The organism is Aquimarina mycalae (assembly GCF_029906345.1).
GTDB lineage: Bacteria > Bacteroidota > Bacteroidia > Flavobacteriales > Flavobacteriaceae > Aquimarina.
Genome location: NZ_JARYGY010000003.1, coordinates 412,152 through 434,947, shown reverse-complemented (window position 1 = coordinate 434,947; position 22,796 = coordinate 412,152). Strand labels below are relative to the sequence as shown.

Annotated in this window: 16 protein-coding genes; 8 read left to right on the top strand and 8 right to left on the bottom strand. The window is 32.7% G+C overall.

Translation table 11 applies throughout. The annotated features are described in order from the left end of the window. The first annotated feature begins 116 nt into the window (after positions 1 to 116). On the top strand, positions 117 to 1,220 hold the full coding sequence (locus QBK95_RS09700; RefSeq protein WP_280933066.1) for an OmpA family protein: 1,104 nt from the start codon (positions 117 to 119) through the stop codon (positions 1,218 to 1,220). A 65-nt stretch (positions 1,221 to 1,285) separates the two neighbouring features. Here QBK95_RS09700 and QBK95_RS09695 read toward each other — a convergent pair whose 3' ends face one another. Then, complete coding sequence (locus QBK95_RS09695; RefSeq protein ID WP_280933064.1) at positions 1,286 to 1,609, bottom strand: YbaB/EbfC family nucleoid-associated protein; 324 nt, start codon at positions 1,607 to 1,609, stop codon at positions 1,286 to 1,288. Positions 1,610 to 1,677: 68 nt separating this feature from the next. Here QBK95_RS09695 and QBK95_RS09690 point away from each other — a divergent pair, with 68 nt between their 5' ends. From QBK95_RS09690 to capB, 3 genes are all read left to right on the top strand, one after another. After that, complete coding sequence (locus tag QBK95_RS09690; RefSeq protein ID WP_280933062.1) at positions 1,678 to 3,813, top strand: S9 family peptidase; 2,136 nt, start codon at positions 1,678 to 1,680, stop codon at positions 3,811 to 3,813. Between the two features lie 91 nt (positions 3,814 to 3,904). After that, positions 3,905 to 4,945 carry a cysteate synthase gene (gene capA / locus QBK95_RS09685; protein ID WP_280933060.1) on the top strand — a complete coding sequence of 347 codons (1,041 nt, stop codon included), beginning with the start codon at positions 3,905 to 3,907 and terminating at the stop codon, positions 4,943 to 4,945. A gap of 150 nt (positions 4,946 to 5,095) precedes the next feature. Then, a complete protein-coding gene (gene capB, locus QBK95_RS09680) occupies positions 5,096 to 6,355 on the top strand; it encodes a cysteate-C-fatty acyltransferase (protein ID WP_280933058.1) in 1,260 nt (419 codons plus the stop codon). A gap of 53 nt (positions 6,356 to 6,408) precedes the next feature. Here capB and QBK95_RS09675 read toward each other — a convergent pair whose 3' ends face one another. The 5 genes from QBK95_RS09675 to QBK95_RS09655 form a co-directional block, all read right to left on the bottom strand. Further along, positions 6,409 to 7,527: a GNAT family N-acetyltransferase gene (locus QBK95_RS09675; RefSeq protein ID WP_280933056.1), complete on the bottom strand. Its 1,119-nt coding sequence runs from the start codon at positions 7,525 to 7,527 to the stop codon at positions 6,409 to 6,411. A 209-nt stretch (positions 7,528 to 7,736) separates the two neighbouring features. Continuing rightward, the gene (locus QBK95_RS09670) at positions 7,737 to 9,047 is read right to left on the bottom strand and encodes a RagB/SusD family nutrient uptake outer membrane protein (protein ID WP_280933054.1); all 1,311 of its coding nucleotides are present in this window, start codon (positions 9,045 to 9,047) and stop codon (positions 7,737 to 7,739) included. A 10-nt stretch (positions 9,048 to 9,057) separates the two neighbouring features. Then, positions 9,058 to 12,210 (bottom strand): SusC/RagA family TonB-linked outer membrane protein, encoded by a 3,153-nt coding sequence (locus QBK95_RS09665; protein ID WP_280933053.1) that lies wholly within the window; start codon positions 12,208 to 12,210, stop codon positions 9,058 to 9,060. Between the two features lie 293 nt (positions 12,211 to 12,503). Then, complete coding sequence (locus tag QBK95_RS09660) at positions 12,504 to 13,208, bottom strand: FadR/GntR family transcriptional regulator (protein WP_280933051.1); 705 nt, start codon at positions 13,206 to 13,208, stop codon at positions 12,504 to 12,506. A 233-nt stretch (positions 13,209 to 13,441) separates the two neighbouring features. After that, a complete protein-coding gene (locus tag QBK95_RS09655) occupies positions 13,442 to 15,124 on the bottom strand; it encodes a transporter (protein ID WP_280933050.1) in 1,683 nt (560 codons plus the stop codon). Positions 15,125 to 15,224: 100 nt separating this feature from the next. On the opposite strand from QBK95_RS09655, the gene QBK95_RS09650 reads away from it, so the two are divergent. The 4 genes from QBK95_RS09650 to QBK95_RS09635 are packed head-to-tail and all read left to right on the top strand — an operon-like array spanning position 15,225 to position 20,737. Next, complete coding sequence (locus QBK95_RS09650; RefSeq protein ID WP_280933048.1) at positions 15,225 to 15,494, top strand: DUF4834 family protein; 270 nt, start codon at positions 15,225 to 15,227, stop codon at positions 15,492 to 15,494. A gap of 31 nt (positions 15,495 to 15,525) precedes the next feature. Further along, positions 15,526 to 17,970: a YfhO family protein gene (locus QBK95_RS09645; RefSeq protein ID WP_280933047.1), complete on the top strand. Its 2,445-nt coding sequence runs from the start codon at positions 15,526 to 15,528 to the stop codon at positions 17,968 to 17,970. A 3-nt stretch (positions 17,971 to 17,973) separates the two neighbouring features. After that, positions 17,974 to 19,263 (top strand): glycosyltransferase family 4 protein, encoded by a 1,290-nt coding sequence (locus QBK95_RS09640; RefSeq protein ID WP_280933236.1) that lies wholly within the window; start codon positions 17,974 to 17,976, stop codon positions 19,261 to 19,263. Positions 19,264 to 19,279: 16 nt separating this feature from the next. Further along, the gene (locus QBK95_RS09635) at positions 19,280 to 20,737 is read left to right on the top strand and encodes a lipopolysaccharide biosynthesis protein (protein ID WP_280933044.1); all 1,458 of its coding nucleotides are present in this window, start codon (positions 19,280 to 19,282) and stop codon (positions 20,735 to 20,737) included. A 13-nt stretch (positions 20,738 to 20,750) separates the two neighbouring features. Here the strand turns inward: QBK95_RS09635 and QBK95_RS09630 are convergent, their stop codons facing one another. Both QBK95_RS09630 and QBK95_RS09625 read right to left on the bottom strand, forming a co-directional pair. Beyond that, positions 20,751 to 21,287, bottom strand: a complete 537-nt coding sequence (locus QBK95_RS09630) for a pyridoxamine 5'-phosphate oxidase family protein (protein WP_280933042.1) — start codon at positions 21,285 to 21,287, stop codon at positions 20,751 to 20,753. Positions 21,288 to 21,464: 177 nt separating this feature from the next. Continuing rightward, positions 21,465 to 22,754, bottom strand: a complete 1,290-nt coding sequence (locus QBK95_RS09625; protein ID WP_280933040.1) for a hypothetical protein — start codon at positions 22,752 to 22,754, stop codon at positions 21,465 to 21,467. Positions 22,755 to 22,796: the final 42 nt, after the last annotated feature.

Genomic DNA, 22,796 nt, shown 5'->3' with positions numbered 1-22,796 from the left:
CAATACATCGAAAATTTGATTTTTTTTAAAATGTTAATTTTTAACATTTCTTTTTCGTATACATATTTTCGTACCTTTAAAATGTAACATAATAATAACCACGAAAATCATCAACTATGAAAAAACACATTCTATTTGTGCTTCTTGCAATTGCGGGAATTACTGTTCAAGCTCAAGACCTACCTGCTAATCCAGAACCTGGGAAATGTTACGTACGTTGTACAACACCAGACATTTATGAAAATCAAACGGTACAGGTGCAAATTACACCAGAATACAAAAAGTTGAAAACATATCCTGCAACTTTTGAAAAAGTAACAGAAAAAGTTTTAGTTAAAGAAGAGGGAAAAAAGCTCACAGTTGTTCCTGCTAAATATAAAACAGAAACGGTAACTTTTGTTAAAAAGCAAGGAGCTTCTACATTAAAGGTTATTCCAGCTAAATTTGGAACAGGAGCAGAAACCGTAGAGATTAAACCTGCATATGCTCAATGGGAGCTTGGATCTCCAGCACCTGATTGTGCATCTAGTAACCCAGATGATTGTCGTTACTGGTGTTATAAAGGGTATCCTGCGGAGTTTACTACAATACCAACTCAAACTTTAAGTTCGGATGCAACTACTGCCAGTACTCCAATTGCTGAACAACCAAGTACTTATACTAAAAGAGTGATTGCAGAACCAGCTAGAGTTATTGAAGAAATAATCCCAGCAGAATATGCAACGATTACTAAAACAGTTATGGTTAAGGATGCTTATACAGATGAGGTAGTTGTACCTGCTACTTTTAAAACAGTAAGTAAAGAAGTGCTTACTCAAAAAGGAGGGTTAACTACTTGGAAAGAAGTAGAGTGTTCTTTAGTAGAATATTCTGCATTACCGATTAACTGGAATTTAGGAAGTGCTACATTAACTTCTCAAGCTAAGAGTATCATTGATACTAGATTAATGCCTGTATTAGCAAACAATCCAGGAACTAAAATGGAAATAGCTTCTCATACAGATGCAAGAGGATCTAAATCTAGTAATAAAGATCTTTCAGAAAGAAGAGCTCAGGCCGTAGTAACATATTTACTTTCTAAAGGAGTAAATGGTAGTCGATTGGTAGCAAATGGATATGGAGAAAACAGACTGAAAAACAGATGTGCAGATGGTGTTTCTTGTACAGAACGTCAACATGCTGCAAATCGTAGAACAGAATTCAGGTTAATAAATAACTAGTTTAGAATTATGATATAAAAAAAGGAAGCAAATTGCTTCCTTTTTTTATACTATAAAGTTAGTTGTTATTTAAATAAATCCATACCAGGAATATTTGGCATTCCTTCCTTGGCAACTGCAGCTAATTCAGTTTCATTTACTTGAGTAGCTTGCGTAATAGCTTTATTAAGAGTAAGAATAAGATAATCCTCTAGCTGTTCCTTATCCTGTAGTAGGTCATCGGCTATAGTAATACTTTTAATTTCTCGATTCGCAGTAATAGTTACTTTAAGTAGGTCATCTGCGCTATTTTGATCCACTAAAACGGTATCTAACCTCTTTTTTGTCTCCTCTACTTTTTTCTGGGTTTCTTTAAGTTTGCCCATCATTCCCATCATGTCTCCAAACATTTGCGTTTTTTTTAAAATTATAAAGTACAAAATTAGTATTTTGCCTGTTAATAAACTAAGAGATTATTATGAAAAGTCTAAGAGTTATATTGTTACTAACCCTTATTTTTGCAACTTCGTGTAACCAAAATAAAAAGACAACATTGGAGATAGAAATTCAAAACCCAATTGCTGACAAGAAAGCTACACATTTAGAAAAACACGATGATATTCGTATAGATAATTATTTCTGGCTAAATGATAAAGAAAATCCTGAAGTAATTGATTACTTAGAACGGGAGAATGATTTTAATGATAGAATGACTTCGCATACAAAGGATTTTCAAAAAAATCTTTTTGAAGAAATGAAGAGTCGTATTAAAGAAGATGATGCTTCTGTACCATATAAGTTAAATGGATACTGGTATATTACGCGATATGAAACAGGCAAAGACTATCCTATATATTCAAGGAAAAAAGAAAACCTTGATGCTCCAGAAGAAATATTGTTTGATTGTAATAAAGAAGCAGAGGGACATAGCTATTTCAGAATGGTTGGTTTAAACGTTAGCCCGGATAATAAGCTTATTGCTTTTGGGGTTGATACCATAAGTAGAAGAAAATATACAATCCGAATTAAAAATTTGGAAACTGGAGAAATATATCCAGAATTAATTGAAACAACCACTGGAGGAAGCACTTGGGCAGCTGACAGTAAAACATTGTTTTATACTAAAAAAGATGATGAGACCTTACGTTCTGATAAAATTTTTAGACATAGTCTAGGTACAAAATCTGGAGATGACGTAGAGATTTACAATGAAACTGATGACACCTTTAATACATTTGTTTATAAAACAAAATCTAAAGAGTATATTGTTATTGGTTCCAGTAGTACCTTAACTTCAGAGTATCGTATTTTAAAAGCTGACGATCCCACAGGAGATTTTACAATTTTTCAACCCAGAATTAGAGGTTTGGAGTATGGAATAGCTCACTATAAGGATAATTTTTATGTATTGACTAATGCAGATGAAGCCAAGAATTTTAAATTGATGAAGGTTTCTGAGAAAAATACTTTAAAAGAAAACTGGGAAGACTTAATACCTCATCGTAAAGATGTATTAATAGAAGATGTAGATGTTTTTAAGGACTATTTGGTTGTTAGTGAACGTAGTAATGGGCTAAACAAGATCAATATTAAAAAATGGGATGGTACAGATGATTATTATCTTCCATTTGATAATGAGACCTATACTGCTTATGTAAGTACTAATGTAGATTTTGATACCAAAATACTTAGATACTCATATAATTCCTTAATTACACCAAACTCTGTGATTGATTTTGATATGGAAACTAAGGAGAAAGAAATCAAAAAGGAACAAGAGGTCTTAGGTGGAAATTTTGATAAGAATAATTATATCTCTGAACGAGTTTGGGCAACAGCAAAGGATGGAGTTAAAGTGCCTATTTCATTAGTATATAAAAAAGGAATTAAGAAGGATGGTACGAATCCTTTATTACAATACGCTTATGGATCCTATGGTTCTACGATAGACCCTTATTTTTCTACAGTAAGACTAAGTCTTTTAGATAGAGGGTTTATTTATGCTATTGCTCATATTAGAGGAGGTGAATATCTAGGTAGATCTTGGTATGAAGATGGTAAGCTTTTTAAAAAGAAAAATACTTTTACCGATTTTATCGATTGTTCTAAGTTTTTGATCAAAGATGGATATACATCTTCAGATCATCTGTATGCTATGGGAGGTTCTGCAGGAGGATTATTAATGGGAGCTATTGTAAATATGGCCCCAGAATTATATAATGGAGTAGTTGCTGCTGTTCCCTTTGTAGATGTAGTGACAACTATGCTAGATGATAGTATACCACTAACAACTGGAGAGTATGATGAATGGGGAAATCCTAATGAAAAAGAATATTACGAATATATGAAATCCTATTCTCCTTATGATAATGTAGTAGCACAGGATTATCCAAATATGTTGGTAACTACAGGATTACATGATTCTCAGGTTCAGTATTGGGAACCTGCTAAATGGGTTGCTAAGTTAAGAGAATTAAAAACTGATGAAAACATATTATTGTTACATACGAATATGGATGCTGGTCATGGAGGAGCTTCGGGAAGGTTTGAAGCGCTGAAAGAAGTGGCAGAAGAATATGCATTTTTATTAGATTTAGAAGGGATAAATAATTAATTAAAAAAATTAACGTAACTTCGTAGCGTTTTTGTAAAGGTTTGTAGACTCCCCTTTTTTAGTTCTATAAATCTATGTAAAACACAACCTTATGAGAGAAGATATACAGGCTTATAACAATGTTTTAGAGCTTATAGGTGATACCCCGCTTGTAAAATTAAACAGAATTATGAAAGGCTTTCCAGGAAATTTCTATGCAAAAATAGAATCCTTTAATCCTGGACACTCCACTAAAGATAGAATCGCACTTTATATTATTGAAGAAGCTGAGAGAAAAGGTATTCTTAAACCTGGTAGTACTATTATAGAAACTACAAGTGGTAATACTGGATTTAGTTTGGCTATGGTTAGTATAATTAAAGGGTATGAATGTATATTGGCAGTGAGTTCGAAATCATCAAAAGATAAAATCGCGATGCTTAAGAACATGGGAGCAAAGGTATATGTGTGTCCTGCACACGTAAGTGCCGATGATCCTAGGTCTTATTACCAAGTAGCAAAAAGGTTACATGAAGAGATTAAAGGATCTGTGTATATAAATCAGTATTTCAATGAATTGAATATTGATGCACATTATAAATCGACTGGACCAGAAATTTGGAACCAAACTAATGGTAAAATCACTCATTTTGTAGCCTGCTGTGGAACAGGAGGAACAATTTCTGGAACGGCGAAATATCTTAAAGAGAAGAATCCCGCTATAAAAGTATTAGGGATTGATGCTTATGGATCTGTTTTAAAGAAGTATCATGAAACCAAAGAATTTGATGAAGATGAAATTTATCCATATCGAATCGAAGGTTTAGGTAAAAACCTTATTCCAACAGCCACAAATTTTGATGTAATAGATAAATTTGAAAAAGTTAGTGATGAAGATAGCGCGCATACTGCAAGAGAATTGGCAAAAAGCGAAGGAATGTTTCTTGGATATACTAGTGGTGCAGCGATTCAAGGAGTGAAACAATTAGCCGCTCAAGGTGAGTTTGATAATGATAGTAATGTTATTATTATCTTACCCGATCATGGATCTCGCTATATGAGTAAAGTTTTTAGTGATGAATGGATGATGGAACAAGGATTTTTTGATAGTATACACGAAGAAGATGCTACAAAAGTTCAGTTTGTTAAGTAGATTTAAAATATAAAATATATAAGCATCTGATATTTTACAGATGCTTTTTTTGTGAATAAATAATTTACAGGAGTGATTTGTGATATAATTATGCTATCACATCAATTTTCTGTATTTTCGCACACTTAAAAGAAATCAAATTTGCGGTAGATGAGAGATTTATTTGATAAAATATATAAAGACAAAGGGCCTTTAGGAAAATGGGCGGATCAAGCAGAAGGATATTTTGTGTTTCCTAAGCTAGAAGGACCGATATCAAATAGAATGAAGTTTCAGGGTAGAGAAGTGGTTACCTGGAGTATTAATGACTATTTGGGGCTTGCTAATATGGAAGAGGTTCGTAAGGTTGATGCAGAGGCAGCAGCAGCGTATGGATCTGCTTATCCGATGGGAGCTAGGATGATGAGTGGGCATACAGATTTGCACGAACAATTGCAAAACGAATTGGCTCAATTTGTAAATAAAGAAGCTGCATATTTGTTGAATTTTGGATACCAGGGAATGGTATCAACTATTGATGCATTAGTAAGTAAAGATGATATCATTGTATATGATGTAGATGCACATGCGTGTATTATTGATGGAGTAAGATTACATCAAGGTAAAAGATATACATATCGTCATAATGATATCGAAAGTATCGATAAAAACTTAATGAGAGCTACCAAAATGGCTGAAAAAACAGGTGGAGGAATTCTATTGATTTCTGAAGGTGTTTTTGGTATGAGAGGAGAACAAGGTAGATTAAAAGAAATAGTAGCTTTAAAAGAAAAATACAACTTCAGGTTATTCGTTGATGATGCACATGGTTTTGGTACCTTAGGTGCAACTGGCGCAGGAACAGGTGAAGAACAAGGAGTACAGGATGAAATAGATGTGTATTTTGCAACATTTGCTAAGTCTATGGCAAGTACGGGAGCATTTATTGCAGCTGATCAGGAAATTATTGATTACTTAAAATATAATTTACGTTCACAAATGTTTGCTAAATCACTGCAAATGCAACTGGTTGTGGGGGCATTAAAACGTTTGGATATGTTGCGTACTATGCCCGAGTTAAAAGCTACACTTTGGGAAAATGTCAATGCATTACAAAATGGTTTGCGTGATAGAGGTTTTGATTTAGGAACTACTCAGAGCTGTGTGACACCTGTATATTTAAAAGGTAGTATTCCTGAGGCAATGGCTTTAGTAAAAGACCTTAGAGAAAATCACGGAATCTTTTGTTCTATTGTTGTATATCCTGTAATTCCAAAAGGTTTGATTTTACTTAGATTGATTCCTACAGCATCACATACTATGGAAGATATTGAGCAAACACTTACTGCTTTTTCTGCAATAAGAGAAACCTTAGAGAACGGTACTTATAAAAGAATGTCTGCTGCACTAGCAGAAGCGATGGGAGAATAAACATACTAGAAATATTAAATTAAAAAATCCGCTAAATAGCGGATTTTTAATTTTCAAATGTTTTTTCTGTATGTTCGTCGCATTTTATGCTGTTCGTGCTCGTAATCATTCCATAGTGCTTGTATAGCTTTGTTTTCCTCTAATTCTGGATTAGTTTCAACCATTTCTATACCATTACGAAGAAATGTTTCGTTCATTTCTTTAAATATAAGAGCTGTAACTCCTTTGTTTTGATATTCGGGATCTACTCCAATAAGGTAAAAGGCTGCAGTATCATTACGTCGCTGCGCCTTAAGAATATGTAAGAATTTTAAAGGATATATTTTACCATTCATTTTCTTTAGGGCTTTAGAGAATGAAGGCATTACTATAGAAAAAGCAATAAGCTTACCATTTTTATCCGCAATACAGGTAATATATTCAGGATTTAGGTATGGTAGATACTTTTTCTTATACATATCTATTTGATACTGTTGTATCGGGACAAAAGTTTGAAGGCTACTATAGGTTTTATTAAGTAGATCAAACATGTCATCAGCATAATTAAGAAGTTCTTTACTTTTCTTAAACTTAAGTAGTTGAAGTTGATAACGCTCTTTAATAATTTTGGCAAATTTAATTACCTTTTCCTTAGTCTCTTTAGGAACTTTGATTTTATACTCTACCCAGGTGGCAGCATTTTCAAAGCCCAATTTTTCCATATGTTCCTGATAATACGGATAATTATACCAGGTGATCATAGTATTAAGTTCTTCAAACCCTTTTATTAAGATACCTGCTTTATCCATATTAGAAAACCCAACAGGGCCTTCCATGTATTCTAAAGAATGTTTTCTTCCGAATTCTGCAACTTTTTCCAATAAGGCTTTGGTAACTTCAATATCGTCAATTACATCAAACCATCCAAAACGTACTTTTGCTTTTTGTTGTTCTTTTACTTCAATCCAATTAATGATTGCCGCAATTCTACCCACAATAGTATTGCCTTTATATGCTAAAAAATAGGAAGCTTCAGAATTTCTAAAAACAGGATTTTTATTTGGGTTCATTACATCCAATTCTTCTTTAATAATCGAAGGAACGTAATAAGGAGAATCTTTATATAATTCAAAAGGAAACTTAACAAATGTCGTTAAATCCGCTTTAGAGGTAATTTCTTTGATCGTAATCATACAGCTGCACTAATTCATAACAAATATATAACCCTTTTATTAAAAATGCTTAATAGAAATGTATCATTTTATAAATCAATTGATGACTTTAAGGTATTAATTATAGCAAGTAACATACTAAAAAAATACTCCACTAATCAAATTAATGAATAGTGGAGTAAGGGATACATAATAAATAATAATGTTACTTATTATTCACACACACAACTTTAGTATCCAGGATTTTGAGAAATTACACCATCGCTAGCAAGAATTTCTGAAACTGGAATTGGAAATACATGATAATTAGGGTTAATCGTTTCTCCCATTTCTGCATCTACAGTTCCAGTTCTCACTAGGTCAAACCATCGTTGTCCTTCAAAGGCTAATTCTAATCGTCTTTCATCCGCAATAGCTTGTCTAACTTCTATTTGTGTATTTACAGTACCGCTTAAACTGGCTAAGCCAGCTCTGGTTCTAATATCATCTAGTAAACCTAAAATAGATGCCGATTGCGAGCCATCTGCATTAGTATTTTCATTAAGTGCCTCGGCATGTAATAAAATAACATCTGCTAATCTCAATTCTATCCAATCTTGATCTGGATTTTCTGATAGATATTTTATTCCTCTTAGACCAACTTCATCAACTGTTAGTGCTTTTCTCGTAACATCGCCTGCAGCATCAAAAGCGGCAACTAAATCCAAATCTAATGGTTCAAAAGATTTTGAATCATTACCAATATACCATCCTGTAAATTCTGTAAAACCATATTCGTCTGGAATTGAGCTTGATACTTGAGTTGCAAAGAGAATTTCTGGATTTAAATCATTGGCATCTCCAAAAATATCAGCAAAGTTTGGTTGTAAACTTACACCAGCAGCTGCAGCACCATTTACTACAGCAGCAAGATGTGATTCAGCACTACTAAAGTTACCAATTTGCATATATACTTTACCTAATAGACCTTGAGCTGCTATTTGAGTTGCTCTACCATTAGATAAGCCTGAATTATCTAATGCCGCTATTGCATCTTGCAAATCAGGAATAATGACATTATTGTATACTTCTGCAGATGGCTGTCTCGTTGTATCTAAACTAAGATCTCCAGAACTTAAGTTTACAGTTACATCTCCAAAAACACGTGCTAATTTAAAGTAAGATAAGGCTCTTATAAACTTTGCTTCACCAACATCATTTGTGCTAGCTGAATTTTCAATAACATTATTTGCACTTAAGATTGATCTATATAGTGCAATATAAAATGGTTCAAAGAACTGATCTTCCATATCTAACAGATCACTATTGTATCTATCAAAAGATGGATAGGGTTCTTCTATCATTAAGGCATTGTCTGCTCTAAAATCTCCCATCACAGCCATTGGTGTTACAGATGCTAACTGGTAATAGTATGCTGCATTTAAAACACCTTCAAAATCTGTCAACGAATCTGAATTTGCAATATTTGATGGCACTTGTTCTAAATCTTCACAAGCAGTGATGAATGAAACTATTGCCAATAATAAGATTATTTTTTTCATTTTTCTTTTTTTAAAAATTAACATTTACACCAAACGTAAAACTTCTTATAATAGGACTTGCTCCAACTTGTACACCATACGTTGTTGGTCCTGCATAACCAGAGTTTCCAGTTTCAATACCTTCAGGATTGTATGAAGTATAATCATCTCCCATAATGTATAATAAGTTAGTTGCTGCACCATAAATTCTAACAGAACTTATACCTATTTTGGTTATTAATTTTTGATCTAGAGTATACCCTAAAGTTAAATTTCTTAAAGCTATATAAGACGCGTCTTGAATACCTGAATCCGTTTGTCTTCTGTTACCTATATAAAACTCTCCATTATGATCAGCAATACCATCATCATCAACATCAAAAGAATCTACTAACCTACCAGACCATTGTGACTCGTAGTAAAGCGGGTCGATGTTATATACTTCTGCTCCATGTGAACCTTGAAATTGCATAGATAAATCAAAAGCTTTATAGCTCATAGTACTATTTAATCCCCAATAGAAATCTGGAGTGGCTTGCCCTATTTTTACATAATCATCACTATTAATAACCCCATCTCCATTTTGGTCAACTACATAAGATTCACCAGAAGTGTTATTAGGGTGTCTTGTCGGGTCTTCTAAAAATCGCATTTCTACTTCACCAATAGTTTCTAAGCCCCACATTTCGCCTATTTCTCCACCAACATAATTTCTAAAAATGGGACCTCTACCGCTTTGACCATATTGTATTTGCGGTAGTTCATCAACCGAATCTAAATCTGTAATTTCTGTGTTAACAGTAGATAAGTTAGCACTGATATTCCAAGAAAAAGCTTGACTTTGAACAAGACCTGCAGAAAGTTCTAACTCCAACCCAGAACTTGTCATATCACCATTATTTACTATTATTGAAGGTTGACCAACGGTTGTATAAGACACCGTTCTTCCTATTAACATATCTTCAATATCTGAGTTGTAATAATCCACACTCAATCTAAAGCGGTTATTTAGGAATCCTAAATCTATACCATAGTTCGTTTCTGTATTGGTTTGCCAGGTTAGATCTGGATTATTTACGTTTCCAGAAATTCCAAACCCAGTACCAAAAGCGGTTGGAATAGGATTTAAAAGACTCTGTGCATCAAAATCATTTAAAAATGCGCTTGTTCCTAAGGAACCTGTACTAAATCTTAATTTAAGAAGATTAAAAGCTTCTAAATTCCAAAAACCTTCATTATGAATATTCCAACCTAAAGACATTGCAGGAAAAACTCCATATTGTTTATTCGCTCCAAAACGAGAATCCCCATCTCTCCTTAAAGATGCTGATACTAAATAACGATCATCATAAGCATATTGCATTCTACCAAAAACACTCTTTCTTGCTCTGGTGATCTCGGTTTCAGTTGTAGTGATATCTTCTGGATCCAATAAGTTGTAATTAATAATATCACTATTAGGGACATTAGTACCTACAAGAGAAATAGCGTTTATGTAGTTATTTAAAAATTCATAACCAATCACTGCATCGATATCGTGTTTACCGATTAATTTCTTATAATTTAATGTTGTAGTGCTTAGGATAGAGGTTGCATTCCTAGTGCTTTCATCTAAATCTGTTTGATCCGTACGTGCTCTGGAGTCCGCTCCTAGACCTTGGTAATAATAATTTTGAGTATTATTATAGTCACCACCTAAAACAGCTTTTATGGTTAGACCATCAATTATTTCATATTGCAAATATGATGAGATATTAGCAAAATAGGTTTTCTGCCAAGCATCTGCATTATCCAATTTTTGAGCAGGTCCAGCATCTCCAGAACCTCCAATACCATTATTAGCTCTACCATAATGCCAATCGTCGACTCTATCTCCAGGTGTTAAATCATATATGCTTGTTGGTCCGACACCACCTCTATAACCATTATCAAATGCAGCTAATCCTAACCCTTGTGCTTCAGCATCTAACGATTGTACAAAAGCAATGGATTCGGCTGTGTGATACACAGGATGAACACCATATGCTCTTAATAAATCTCTCATGTCATGAGCCAAGATGTCTCTTCTCGAAGTAAAACCATTAAAACTTACCCCAGCTTTAAATTTTTCACCTAATTTGGTATCAACGTTTAAACGCGCATTAAATCTTTCAAAACCTTGGGTTATCGCTACACCTTCTGCATTTTGATACCCTACTGAAGCAAAATACTTGGCATTTTCTGAACCACCTGCCATACTAAAATCATGATTAACAGTAGTACCAGTTCTAAACAACCAATCTTCTGGACTGATGGCGCCAGGTGAGTTTTCGTAGGCTCTTAATCGATACTCTACAAAAGCTGGGTCAACCTGGGATAAATCCCAATTACCAGCAGCAATTTCTTCTCTTGAAATTGCAGCCCATTCTGGCCCTGATTTTAGGATGTTCTTACGATATTTATTAGAAAAACTAATGTAGGCGTTATAGTTAAATTGCGGCTTGCCTGATTTCCCTTTTTTTGTAGTTACCAAAATAACTCCATTCGCACCATTAGCACCGTAAATAGCTGCAGAAGCTGCATCTTTTAAAACCTCTAAACTTTCAATATCATTGGGGTTTACAGTAGCTAAGTTTCCTGAAATTTGATAGCCATCCACGATAATTAGGGGTCCTGAATCACCAGCAAGAGAAGATGCTGCTCTTATTTGGATTTTTGGGTTCGCACCTGGTTCTGGATTTTGATTTTGAATAAGAACCCCAGATAATTTACCAGCTAGTGCTTCATCCACACGGGTTGCTTGTATGGCTGCTACATCACTTCCTTTTACTTGTGCAATAGCACCAGTGTTGTGGGATTTTTTTCGGGTTCCATATCCGACTACTACTATTTCATCTAACGCTTCAGAATCCTCTATCATGATGACATCTAATGTGGTTTGTCCTGAAATTGCGATTGTTTGAGTAGCAAATCCTATATAAGAAAATTGTAGCACATCTCCTGATGTAACGCGTATTGCGTATTTACCGTCGAAATCTGTAACAGCTCCAGTAGATGTTCCTTTGATAAGAACACTTACTCCAGGAACTGGTGTATCCGTTTCTGCAGAAGTTACTGTACCATTTAATTCATAACTTTCCTGTGCGGATGAAGTAAAATGATAGAATAACAATATTAGTATAATTAAAATTTTATTAAGCTTCATTGTGTAATTGTTTCATTGTTTAGTTTTGTTTTAGACATAAGTGCATAGCCATTTTCGGAGCTATATTGACTTGTGTATAATTCAATTACTTAACTAAACATTAACAAAAGCAAAAATTTTAAGCATGTACGGATTTGCTATATTTGCAATTGCATGTTTACTTAGGTAATAGTGCGCTATTATTCGTATTAATTAACTTCTCCCTCTAACTTGAAGTGATTATCGAATAATTAAAGAGGATAGGTCTGACCTGTCCTTTTTTATTTTACTATCAATTTACATAGGCATGTTTTTTAATTAGTATTACAATAGGTATATAAGTCTTTGAAATGTATTTTTAAGCTTTTGATTGCTTGATCAGGATCATGATTTTTTATTGCATCTACAATATTTTGATGTTCCTGTATCAACGTAGAAAAATTGGTTTCATCACAGATTTTGTTGTCAACAAAATTGGTGATGATTTCGGGAGTAATAACCAGCATTAAAGAATTGATAACGCTGTTACAGCTCGCTTCTGCTACTTTAAGATGAAACAATAAATCCTCATCCACGGCATTTTGACCATTAATAGATTTATTAATGTAAGCTTCATGTGCTTGTTCGATTTGATATAATTGTTTGTCTGTTCTTCTTAATGCTGCTAGTTTTACAGCTTTTGTTTCTAATATTAATCGAGTTTCTACTAAAGATTTAAAATCAGGTATTTGTAAGTGTAAAATATTAGCCATCATCGAATTAAGTGCACCTACTCCGATTTTGGAAACAAAAGTTCCGCTTTTGGGATATCGTTTTACTAAGCCGTAAAATTCAAGTTTTTGTATAGCTAATCTTAATTGACTTCTGCTCGCATCAAATTTTTGTGATAAAGTTCGTTCTGATGGTAATTTATCTCCAGGTTCAAGTTGTCGAGTAATTATTAATTCTCGTATTTTTGAAATTACAGTTTCTACTTCATCCTTTGGAGATAAATGGTCTGGTTTTAGGTTAATTCTCATAATTTTAAATTGGTCAACCAAATTGGTTAACCAAATATAAGAGAATTATTTTAACCTACGTATTTTTAGTGTTAAAAAATGAAGATAATGATAAAAAAAGGCCTTTTTTATTTACTATTATTATGTTCAAAGGCAAGAATTGATAGAAATATTTAAAAGAGATTTACACAAAAAAAGCCGAGTACATTGTACTCGGCTCATATTTTTTTGGACTTTAAAAAAGCTAACAAAGGTCAATCTTCATTATCGTCGCCTTTATCATCATCATTTTTTTCTTGCTCTTCTTTTTTCTTTTTTTCTTCAGCTTTCTTACGTTTTTCTTCTTCCTTTTTCTTCTTCTTTTCTTCCTTTAAACGTTTTTTCTCTTCTTTCTTTCTTCTTTTTTCTTCTTCTTTTTTAGCTTTTTCCTGATCTTTCTGAAGCTTATCGTATGCAGCATCTATATCCTCGTCTTCTTTAGCTTTCTTTTCTTCTTCAGTCTTTTCTTTTTCTTGTGTTTTTTCAGCATCAAGACCTTTTTCCATTTCCTCCAACTTCTTTAGCTCTTCATCTATTTTCTGAAGCTCATCATCAACACCTTCATCTTGTTCCATTTTATCTAACTCTGCATCGATATCCTGAATCATTTTTTGTTTTTCTTTTTCAGCTTTGATCTTGGCCTTTTCTGCTTGCTTAGCTTCTTTAGCTTCACGTTTCAATCTTCTTCTTTCTTCTTTTTGGAACTTCTTATCGTCTTTTTTATCCTGCTTTTCTTTTTCAATTCGTTCGCGTTCTAAACGTTGTTCTGTTCTTCTCTCATCAAGATCTTGTTCCATAGCATCTCTATGGCTTCCATCTTCAAAGTCATTAATAAATGGAGTCTTTTCTGACTTCAAGCTATCATTTTCTATTTCTTCTAACTCATCGAAATCTCCATCTTCCTTTTCGTCCTTATTTTTATCTTTACCTTCTTCCTCTTCTTCTTCGAGGTCTTCTTTACCTTTGATACCACTTTCAAAACCTGGCTTTTCTATAATTTCATCTTTATAATGCCAATCAAATCTGTAAGATGCACCAACACTAACTCTGAAGATAGAAGGGGTATCCTTAAAATTGGTAGCAATATTAGCATCAATCTGTAAATCGTTATTAAATAGATATGCTCCTCCTAGTCGTAATATGTCGTCACTATAAAAATTACTTTTTTGTCCTTGATATTCTCCAAAAATGGCCCATTTATCATTTAGAGTATGTGTACTGGTTATAATCCATCCGAAAGCTGGATTATCGGTGGTTATTTTATCTACAATAAGATTAGTTACCAATACCCAACTACCTGCATTGCTTGTCCACCAATTATTCTGAGTCATTACCACGAACTTTGGACTAATAGTTTGATCTGTAGGAAAGGTAAAAGGATTGTCTGTATTTACATAATTCATACCTGCATATGCAGAAACAGCAGGAATTAAATTCTTCCATTTAAATTTATATCGTTCTTTCCAGCTTTTTAATTCATCGTAATTTATAGAATCATTCTCTTTTGGTTTTTTATAAGGATCATAAATAAGATATTTTACTCCTATAGTATTAAATTCAAAATCGGTTCGTCTTATTTTTTCCTCATTGGCACCTACGGTTTGTTTAACGCCTTCAGTTCTAAAGCTACCATTTAAATTAATTTCTAATTGTTCTATAAGAAGCCCGTACCTAATTGTATAGTCAAAATTGAATGTATTTGTTTTAGTTTTAAATAGTTTATGTTTTTCTTTCCCAATACCAAAACCACCTTCTACTTGTAGTACATTATTACCAACAGAGAAAGCACCTTGAGAAGTACCAGGTCTATTCGTATTAATTTTCTCGGTATATTGAGAGGATGCAGTTAAGCCTAGTAGGAATAGGCTAACTAACAGTAGCATAGATTTAGGGCTCATATTCAATAGATTTGGTTCAAATATAGCAGATTTTATCATTTTTTTAGGATAGAGGTCATGTAATTGTATAGAGAGTTCCTTATTTTTGAAAAAAAATAATATGCAAGTAGCTTCTTTATTAGGGGTATTAAAGGTAATTCTCATTCTATTGTTGATATATTATGGACTAAAGATACTAACGCGTTTATTTGGTCCTCTATTGCTTAAATATGTAACAAAGAAAGCTGGAGAAAAATTTCAACAACAATTTCAGCAATACCAACAGCCTCAATCTTCTCCTGTAGGAGACACTACTATAGATAAAAAGCCAAAGCAAAAATCCAGTAATAAAGATGTTGGAGAGTACATCGATTATGAGGAAATTGATTAATTTGGCGCTTCATTCGTAAATCGTTTTGTACATGATGCCTTTTCTAAAAAGATTTTTACCTCATTTACTGGTTGTTTTAGGTTTTATAATTGCTTCACTCGCTTATTTCAGTCCTGTACTTAGCGGGAAAAAAATGCGACAGAATGATATAGTGCAATATACTGGAATGGCACGGCAACAAACAGATTTCAGAAATCAAACAGGAGAAGAACCTTATTGGGCCGATAACGCATTTGGTGGGATGCCTACATATCAATTAGGGGCTCAATATCCACATAGTTATATCAAAAAAATAGATCGATTAATTCGATTTTTACCTAGACCAGCTGATTATCTTTTTTTATATTTTGTTGGATTCTATATTTTATTGTTAGTATTAAAGGTTGATTATAGATTAGCTTTTTTGGGTAGTTTGGCCTTTGGGTTTTCTACATATTTTATAATTATATTGGGAGTAGGGCATAATGCTAAAGCGCATGCTATTGGTTATATGCCTTTGGTTTTAAGTGGAATTATACTCACCTTCCAGCGAAAATATGTATGGGGTTTTATGTTGTTGGCTGTTTCGATGGCGTTAGAAATTGCTGCTAATCACTTTCAGATGACTTATTATCTGTTTCTATTAGTTTTAGCATTAGGAGTGTCTTATCTAATTGATGCATATAGAAAAAAGGAATTGCCACATTTTTTTAAGTCTATTGGTATTATGGCTGTTGCGGTTTTTCTGTCAATATTGTTAAATGCTACTAATTTATTAGCAACAAGAGAGTATACCAAATATAGTACCAGAGGTGATTCTGGTTTAACAATACAATCTAATGGAGCAGAAAAGAAAAGTGCAGGATTAGATTATGAGTATATCACGGAGTATAGTTATGGTATATTAGAAAGTTTTAATCTTTTTATACCTCGTTTTATGGGTGGATCCTCGGCAGAAGATGTAGGGGATGATTCTAATATGTATCAGGAGTTACTAGCGCTTGGTGTAAGTCCATCTCAAGCTAAGTCTTATGTAAAAAGTGCACCTACGTATTGGGGTGATCAAACATTTATTGGTGCTCCTGCTTATATAGGAGCTGTTGTGATTTTTCTTTTTGTGTTTGCATTGTTTCTTGTAAAAGGAAGACTGAAATGGTGGATAGTAGGAGGAAGTGTACTTACATTAATGCTTTCCTGGGGGCGTAATTTCAGCTTTTTGACTGAATTTTTTATAGAATATGTTCCTTTATATGATAAGTTTAGAGCGGTATCATCTATACAGGTAATTATTGAACTATGTCTTCCAATTCTTGCAATTATTGGACTTCATAGGCTGTTTAATGATTTTGTAAGTAAAGAAGAAAAGATAAAAGCCCTAAAATATAGTACAGCTATAGTTGGGGGAATTACGATGATATTCTTACTGTTTAAATCCGTATTGTTCGATTTTAGTGGTGCTATGGATAGATTATTATTAGATCAAGGAGGACCCAATTATCTAAGAGCAATAAAAGAAGATAGAAAAGCAATTTTTAGTGCAGATACACTACGTTCTTTAGTTTTTGTGCTCTTGATTGCATCTGGAATTTGGTTTTACTTAAAAGGGAAATTAAAGGAGAACCTTTTATTGGTTGGGATTGGAACATTAATTCTAATCGATCTTATCTCGGTTGATTACAAATATGTAAATAAAGATAACTTTGTTTCATCCAGACAATTTAACCAACCTTTTATTGCCACTGCCGCAGATACTCAGATTTTAAAGGATAAAGAACATTTTAGAGTTTATGATCTACTAGGAGGTCCATTTAATTCTGGTAGAGCATCTTATTTTCATAATGCTTTAGGTGGTTATCATGCTGCTAAGTTAGGTAGAGTCATGGATTTATACGATTTCTATTTATCTAAAGGCAATGTAGCGATACTAAACATGTTTAATGTTAAGTATTTTATTACCAATGATGAAGAAGGTGTTCATGCCAGTCAGAATACTTATGCTAATGGAAATGCTTGGTTTGTAGATAAAATAAATTTTGTAGCATCTGCTAATGAGGAAATTCTTGCTTTAAAGGAAATTGATAACAAAAAAGAAGCAGTAGTTAATTCAAAATTTAAAGAACTTTTACCTAAAAACACTTTTAGTGTGGATAGCTTAGCTTCTATAAAATTAATTGACCATAAACCTAATCATTTGGTGTATGAATCTACCAATTCTTCTGAAGGTTTTGTTGTGTTTTCCGAGATTTATTATAAGAACGGATGGCAAGCATCTATAGATGGTACTTCTGTTGAGTATGTGCAAACGGATTATGCATTAAGAGGTATGCTTGTTCCTGCTGGTACTCATAGAATAGAATTCAAATTTGAACCTCAAGTTGTAAAAACAGGTAGTACAATTACTTTAATCAGTTCGATTATCTTTGGATTATTATTTTTGGGAGCACTGTTTTTAGAATATAAGAAACGGAATACGGATGTTTCTGAAGAGCATTTATAAGAAATTTTGAAGATATTACTCATTACATATTATTGGCCTCCAGCTGGTGGTCCTGGAGTTCAGCGATGGCTTAAGTTTGTGAAATATTTTAAAGAATTCGGAATAGAACCTATTGTTTATATTCCAGAAAACCCAACGTATCCTTTAGAAGATGATTCGTTGTTTTCTGAAATTCCCGAAGGAACAGTTATACTTAAGCACCCTATTTTTGAACCGTATCGTTTTGCAGAGATTTTTTCTAAGAAAACATCCAAAACTATTAGTAAAGGTATTATTACCCAAAAAGAGAAACAATCTTTTGTACAAAGACTTTTATTGTTTATCAGAGGAAATTTTTTCATTCCAGATGCTCGTAAATTTTGGATTAAACCATCGGTGAAATTTTTAAGTAAATATATTTCTGAAGAAGGTATTGAGACGGTTATTACTACTGGTCCACCACATAGTGTTCACTTGATAGGAAAAAAATTAAAGAAAACCTTAAATATCAATTGGGTTGCAGATTTTAGAGACCCTTGGACAACCATAGGATATCATCATAAATTAAAACTCACGAAGCGCTCAAAAGCGAAACATAAGACTTTTGAAAAGCAAGTACTAATTGCAACGGATCATCTTACTGTAACTAGTTTTACTACCAAAAATGAGTTTCAGCAGATTACAAATAAACCTATCTCAGTAATTACCAATGGATATGATACAGAAATTGTTTCTGAAAAAACATTAGATACCAAATTTACAATTTCTCATATTGGATCTTTATTATCTGGAAGAAATCCTAAACAATTATGGAAAGCATTGTACGACTTATGTCAAGAAAATTTGGACTTCGCAAATTCTTTTAGACTGCAATTAGTTGGAGCGGTAAGTGATGATGTGTTATCTTCTATAAAAGAATATGGATTGTCTGATTATGTAAAGGTCAATGGATATGTGTCTCATAAAGAAGCGATTCGGCTTCAGCGTAGTTCACAGGTTTTGCTATTGATAGAAATTGATAGTGATGAAACAAAATGTATTATACCAGGTAAGTTATTTGAGTATATGGTTTCTAAAAGACCTATTTTAGCTATTGGCCCTAAGGATGCAGATATTTCGAAATTAATAGAAGAAACGAATTCTGGGAGTTTTTTTGAATACCATGAATATCTGGAGATAAAAAAAACGATAATTACGTACTTTGAAAAATTTCAAAAAGGAAAATTAATTGCAGAAACCTTAGGGATTGAAAAGTACAGTAGGAGAGCGCTTACTAAAGAAATGTCTATAGTATTAAAAAACTTGAAGAAATAAACCTTTTTTATAAATAATGGGAGTAGTAGTTAATCAATCCATAAAAAATACAATTATAACCTTATTAGGGTTTGGGATTGGAGGGATTAACACCTTGTTTTTATTTACTAAATTTTTAGAAGAAGAATATTACGGATTGGTCGCTTATTTGCTTTCTGCATCTAATTTGATTTGGCCTTTGATGGCTTTTGGAGCGCATAATACGATAATAAAGTTTTATTCCTCATATACAGATAAAAGCCAGCAAAACAGATTTTTGAGCTTAATGCTCATCTTGCCATTATGCATTGCCTTATTTATAGGAGCAATTGGTGCTATCTTATATCAATACATTCTAGATTTTTTTAGTGAAGAGAATACTATAGTACAACCTTATGTATGGACTATTTATGTATTAGTAATTGCCTTGTCTTATTTCGAAATATTTTTTGCTTGGTCCAAAGTAAAATTGAAAAGTGTATATGGAAATATTATAAAAGAGTTATTCGTTAGGATAGGTTTAATGATTCTTTTAGTACTTGTTTATTATAAAATAATTACCATAGAACAGTTTATATATGCCCTTGTTGGGGTTTATGTGCTAAGGTTGATAATTATGATGTTATATGCGTTTAATCTACATGAGTTTAAGATTAGTTTTTCATTACCTAACAACTATGTTTCTGTTTTTAAATATTCTATTCTAATATTATTAGCGGGCTCTGTTGCTACTTTATTGATCGACTTGGATAAAACGATGATAGAACGGTATTTGCCAATAGAAAATGTTGCTAAATATGGTATCTGTGCGTATATCGCTAGCGTTATTATTATCCCATCTCGCGCAATGCATCAAATTACCTATCCATTAACTGCTAAATTGATTAACGAAAAGGGTTTTAAGCAATTACATGAATTATATAAAAAAAGTTCTTTAAATCTTTTTGCCATTAGTGGGTTAATATTCATTCTTATTTTATGTAATGTGCATCAACTTTTTGAGTTGATTCCAGATGAATATGAATTGTTTATTTGGGTGGTGCTTTTGATAGGTATAACAAAGTTATTTGATAACCTTTTGGGAAACAATAACTCGATATTATTTAATTCGGATTACTATAGATTAATTCTATATATAGGAATAGGAATGGCGATCCTTGCTTTTATTCTTAATTTGATCTGTATACCGATATTTGGAGTTACGGGTGCAGCTATAGCTACGTTTGGTGCTGTATTCTGTTATAATTTATTGAAATTATGGATTGTATATACTAAGTTTAAAATGAATCCATTTTCACAAAAAACATGGGTAACTTTTGTACTGATCGTAGTATTCGTATTTGGGTTTTATTTTTGGAATTTTCAGTTTAACCCATTAGTAAATATAGGAATGAAAAGTATACTTATTGGACTAGGCTATATAAGTGTCCTATTTATTCTTAACATATCTTCTGATATTAATACTGTTATCAAAAAAGTATTTAAAATTGGATAGTCTATTTTATAGATTAAATATTCGTTTCAAAACCATCGATACTTTTCGCATTTTTTTCTTTCCAATACTGTTCAATTCGATCTTTTCCTTGTTTTTCTGCCCAAGATTTTAATTGTGTTCTTTCTTCTTTAAAATCCATAAAAGGCACTGCATATCCGCAAGAAGTTTGTACCAAGTCAATATGCATTTCTATGATTTGTCTGGATCCAGGAGTTTTTGGGAAAAGAGAAATATATTCATCATATTTTTGATCTCTTTTATGAAATATTTTGGCTTCACCATATAATCTTAAAATCATAGGTTTTCCTTCAAAAGCGCAAAACAGAATCGTCATTCTGTTATTTTTTAATAAGTGTGCGGCTGTTTCATTTCCACTTCCTGTAAGATTTAACCAGATGATCTTTTTGTGATTAAGAATTCTAAAGGTATCCATTCCTTTTGGAGAAATGTTAACTCGCCCTTCATGTGCAGCAGTTCCAACAAAAAAAAGTTTTTGAGTTTTTATGAATTCAACTAGATCTTTATTTAATGCTTTTAATTTTTTTCCCATATTGTTCTTAATCGTGGCAAAGAGGTTTAATGAGAATAAAGATAGTTATTTAGTAAGTAGTTATATAGTGTCTATAGGCAATAAAAAAAGAAAATCCCCCGAGGTGCCTAAGCATACTACTCTGGGGGATTTTCCAACTAACCAACCAAAAAAATAAATTCTTATATATTGTTCATTTTAGCTTCTACTTCTTGCAGTACGAGATCTAGAATTATTTGATCTCGATTTTCTGTTAGAAGAATTGCTTCTTTGCTTTTGTGCTTTTGATCTTGAACTGTTTGTTCCTTTACTAGTATAACGACGGTTATTAGCAGGTTTTGTTACATTTCGAGAACGATTGCTTCTAGTAACCTTTTGTGATCTCTGTGCAGAACTTGATCTGTTCACAGATCTTTGATTTCTTGAACTTCTAGGAGTTCTTACTTTATCTTTGTTTCTAGAAGAACGATTAGCGATTGTATTTCTACTTCTTTGAGTAGTTTGTACACGATTTCTATTTTGTGTACTTCTAGAATTTGATTGTACTCTATTTCCATTGTTAGCACGTACTTGATTGTTAGACCTAGTACTTCTAGTTACTGTTCTTGTTCTAGAATTAGGAGTAACTGTACGATTCCTAGTAATATTTCTTGATACATTATCATTAGATCTGGACCTTGTTCTGTTTACAGTATTTGATCTACTACGATTTACAGTATTATAATTACGATCATTTCTAGTATACATTGCAGTTCTTCTATCACGACTTCTATAGTCTAAGCTTCTGGCTCTACTAGTTCTTGAACCTCTATGGTAACTAGTAATTCTATTATGTGGCCTGTAATAGTTACGGCTTCTGTATGGTTTAGCATAATAACCGTTAAAATAGTTGTTTCTGTATACGGTATAAGAACATCTGTATGGCGTATAATATCTTCTGTATGGTCTATTAAACACAATACATCTAGTTGCTAAAGGAACAGTGAAAAATGCGTGAAATGGTCTGTATGTATAATACCTGTTAAAACTATTGATATATCCCGTACAGTTTATAAAATCTCCATACGTGTTATAGTTAACATATAATCCGCCTACTCGAGAAACTCTACCAAAACGATTATAGTTAATATATACATCACCTGCTTGACTAATTCTACCATAATAGTCATAAAAAACAGGAACATTTTCTACCTGTACTACAGCTCCATAATCATCGTATTGTACATATGAATCATAATCATATCCAGAATTGAAACTTATGTTTACTCCAGGTTTATTAATATTTACGCTTACGCCTCCTCTAGGTCTGTTTACATAAAAGTCAAATTGGCCATCAGCATATACAGAGAACTCAACTCCATTTTCACTAAAGATGAAAGACTTTCCATAATTATAATATCTAGAAACGGTTTCTGAATTAGTATCTAATGCGTTTGCAGTAAAAGATGCTAATAATAAGCCAGTAAAAAGTAAAACAATATTTTTCATAATCTGTGATTTTAAAAAAGTGGTAAAAATTAGTTTTTATCA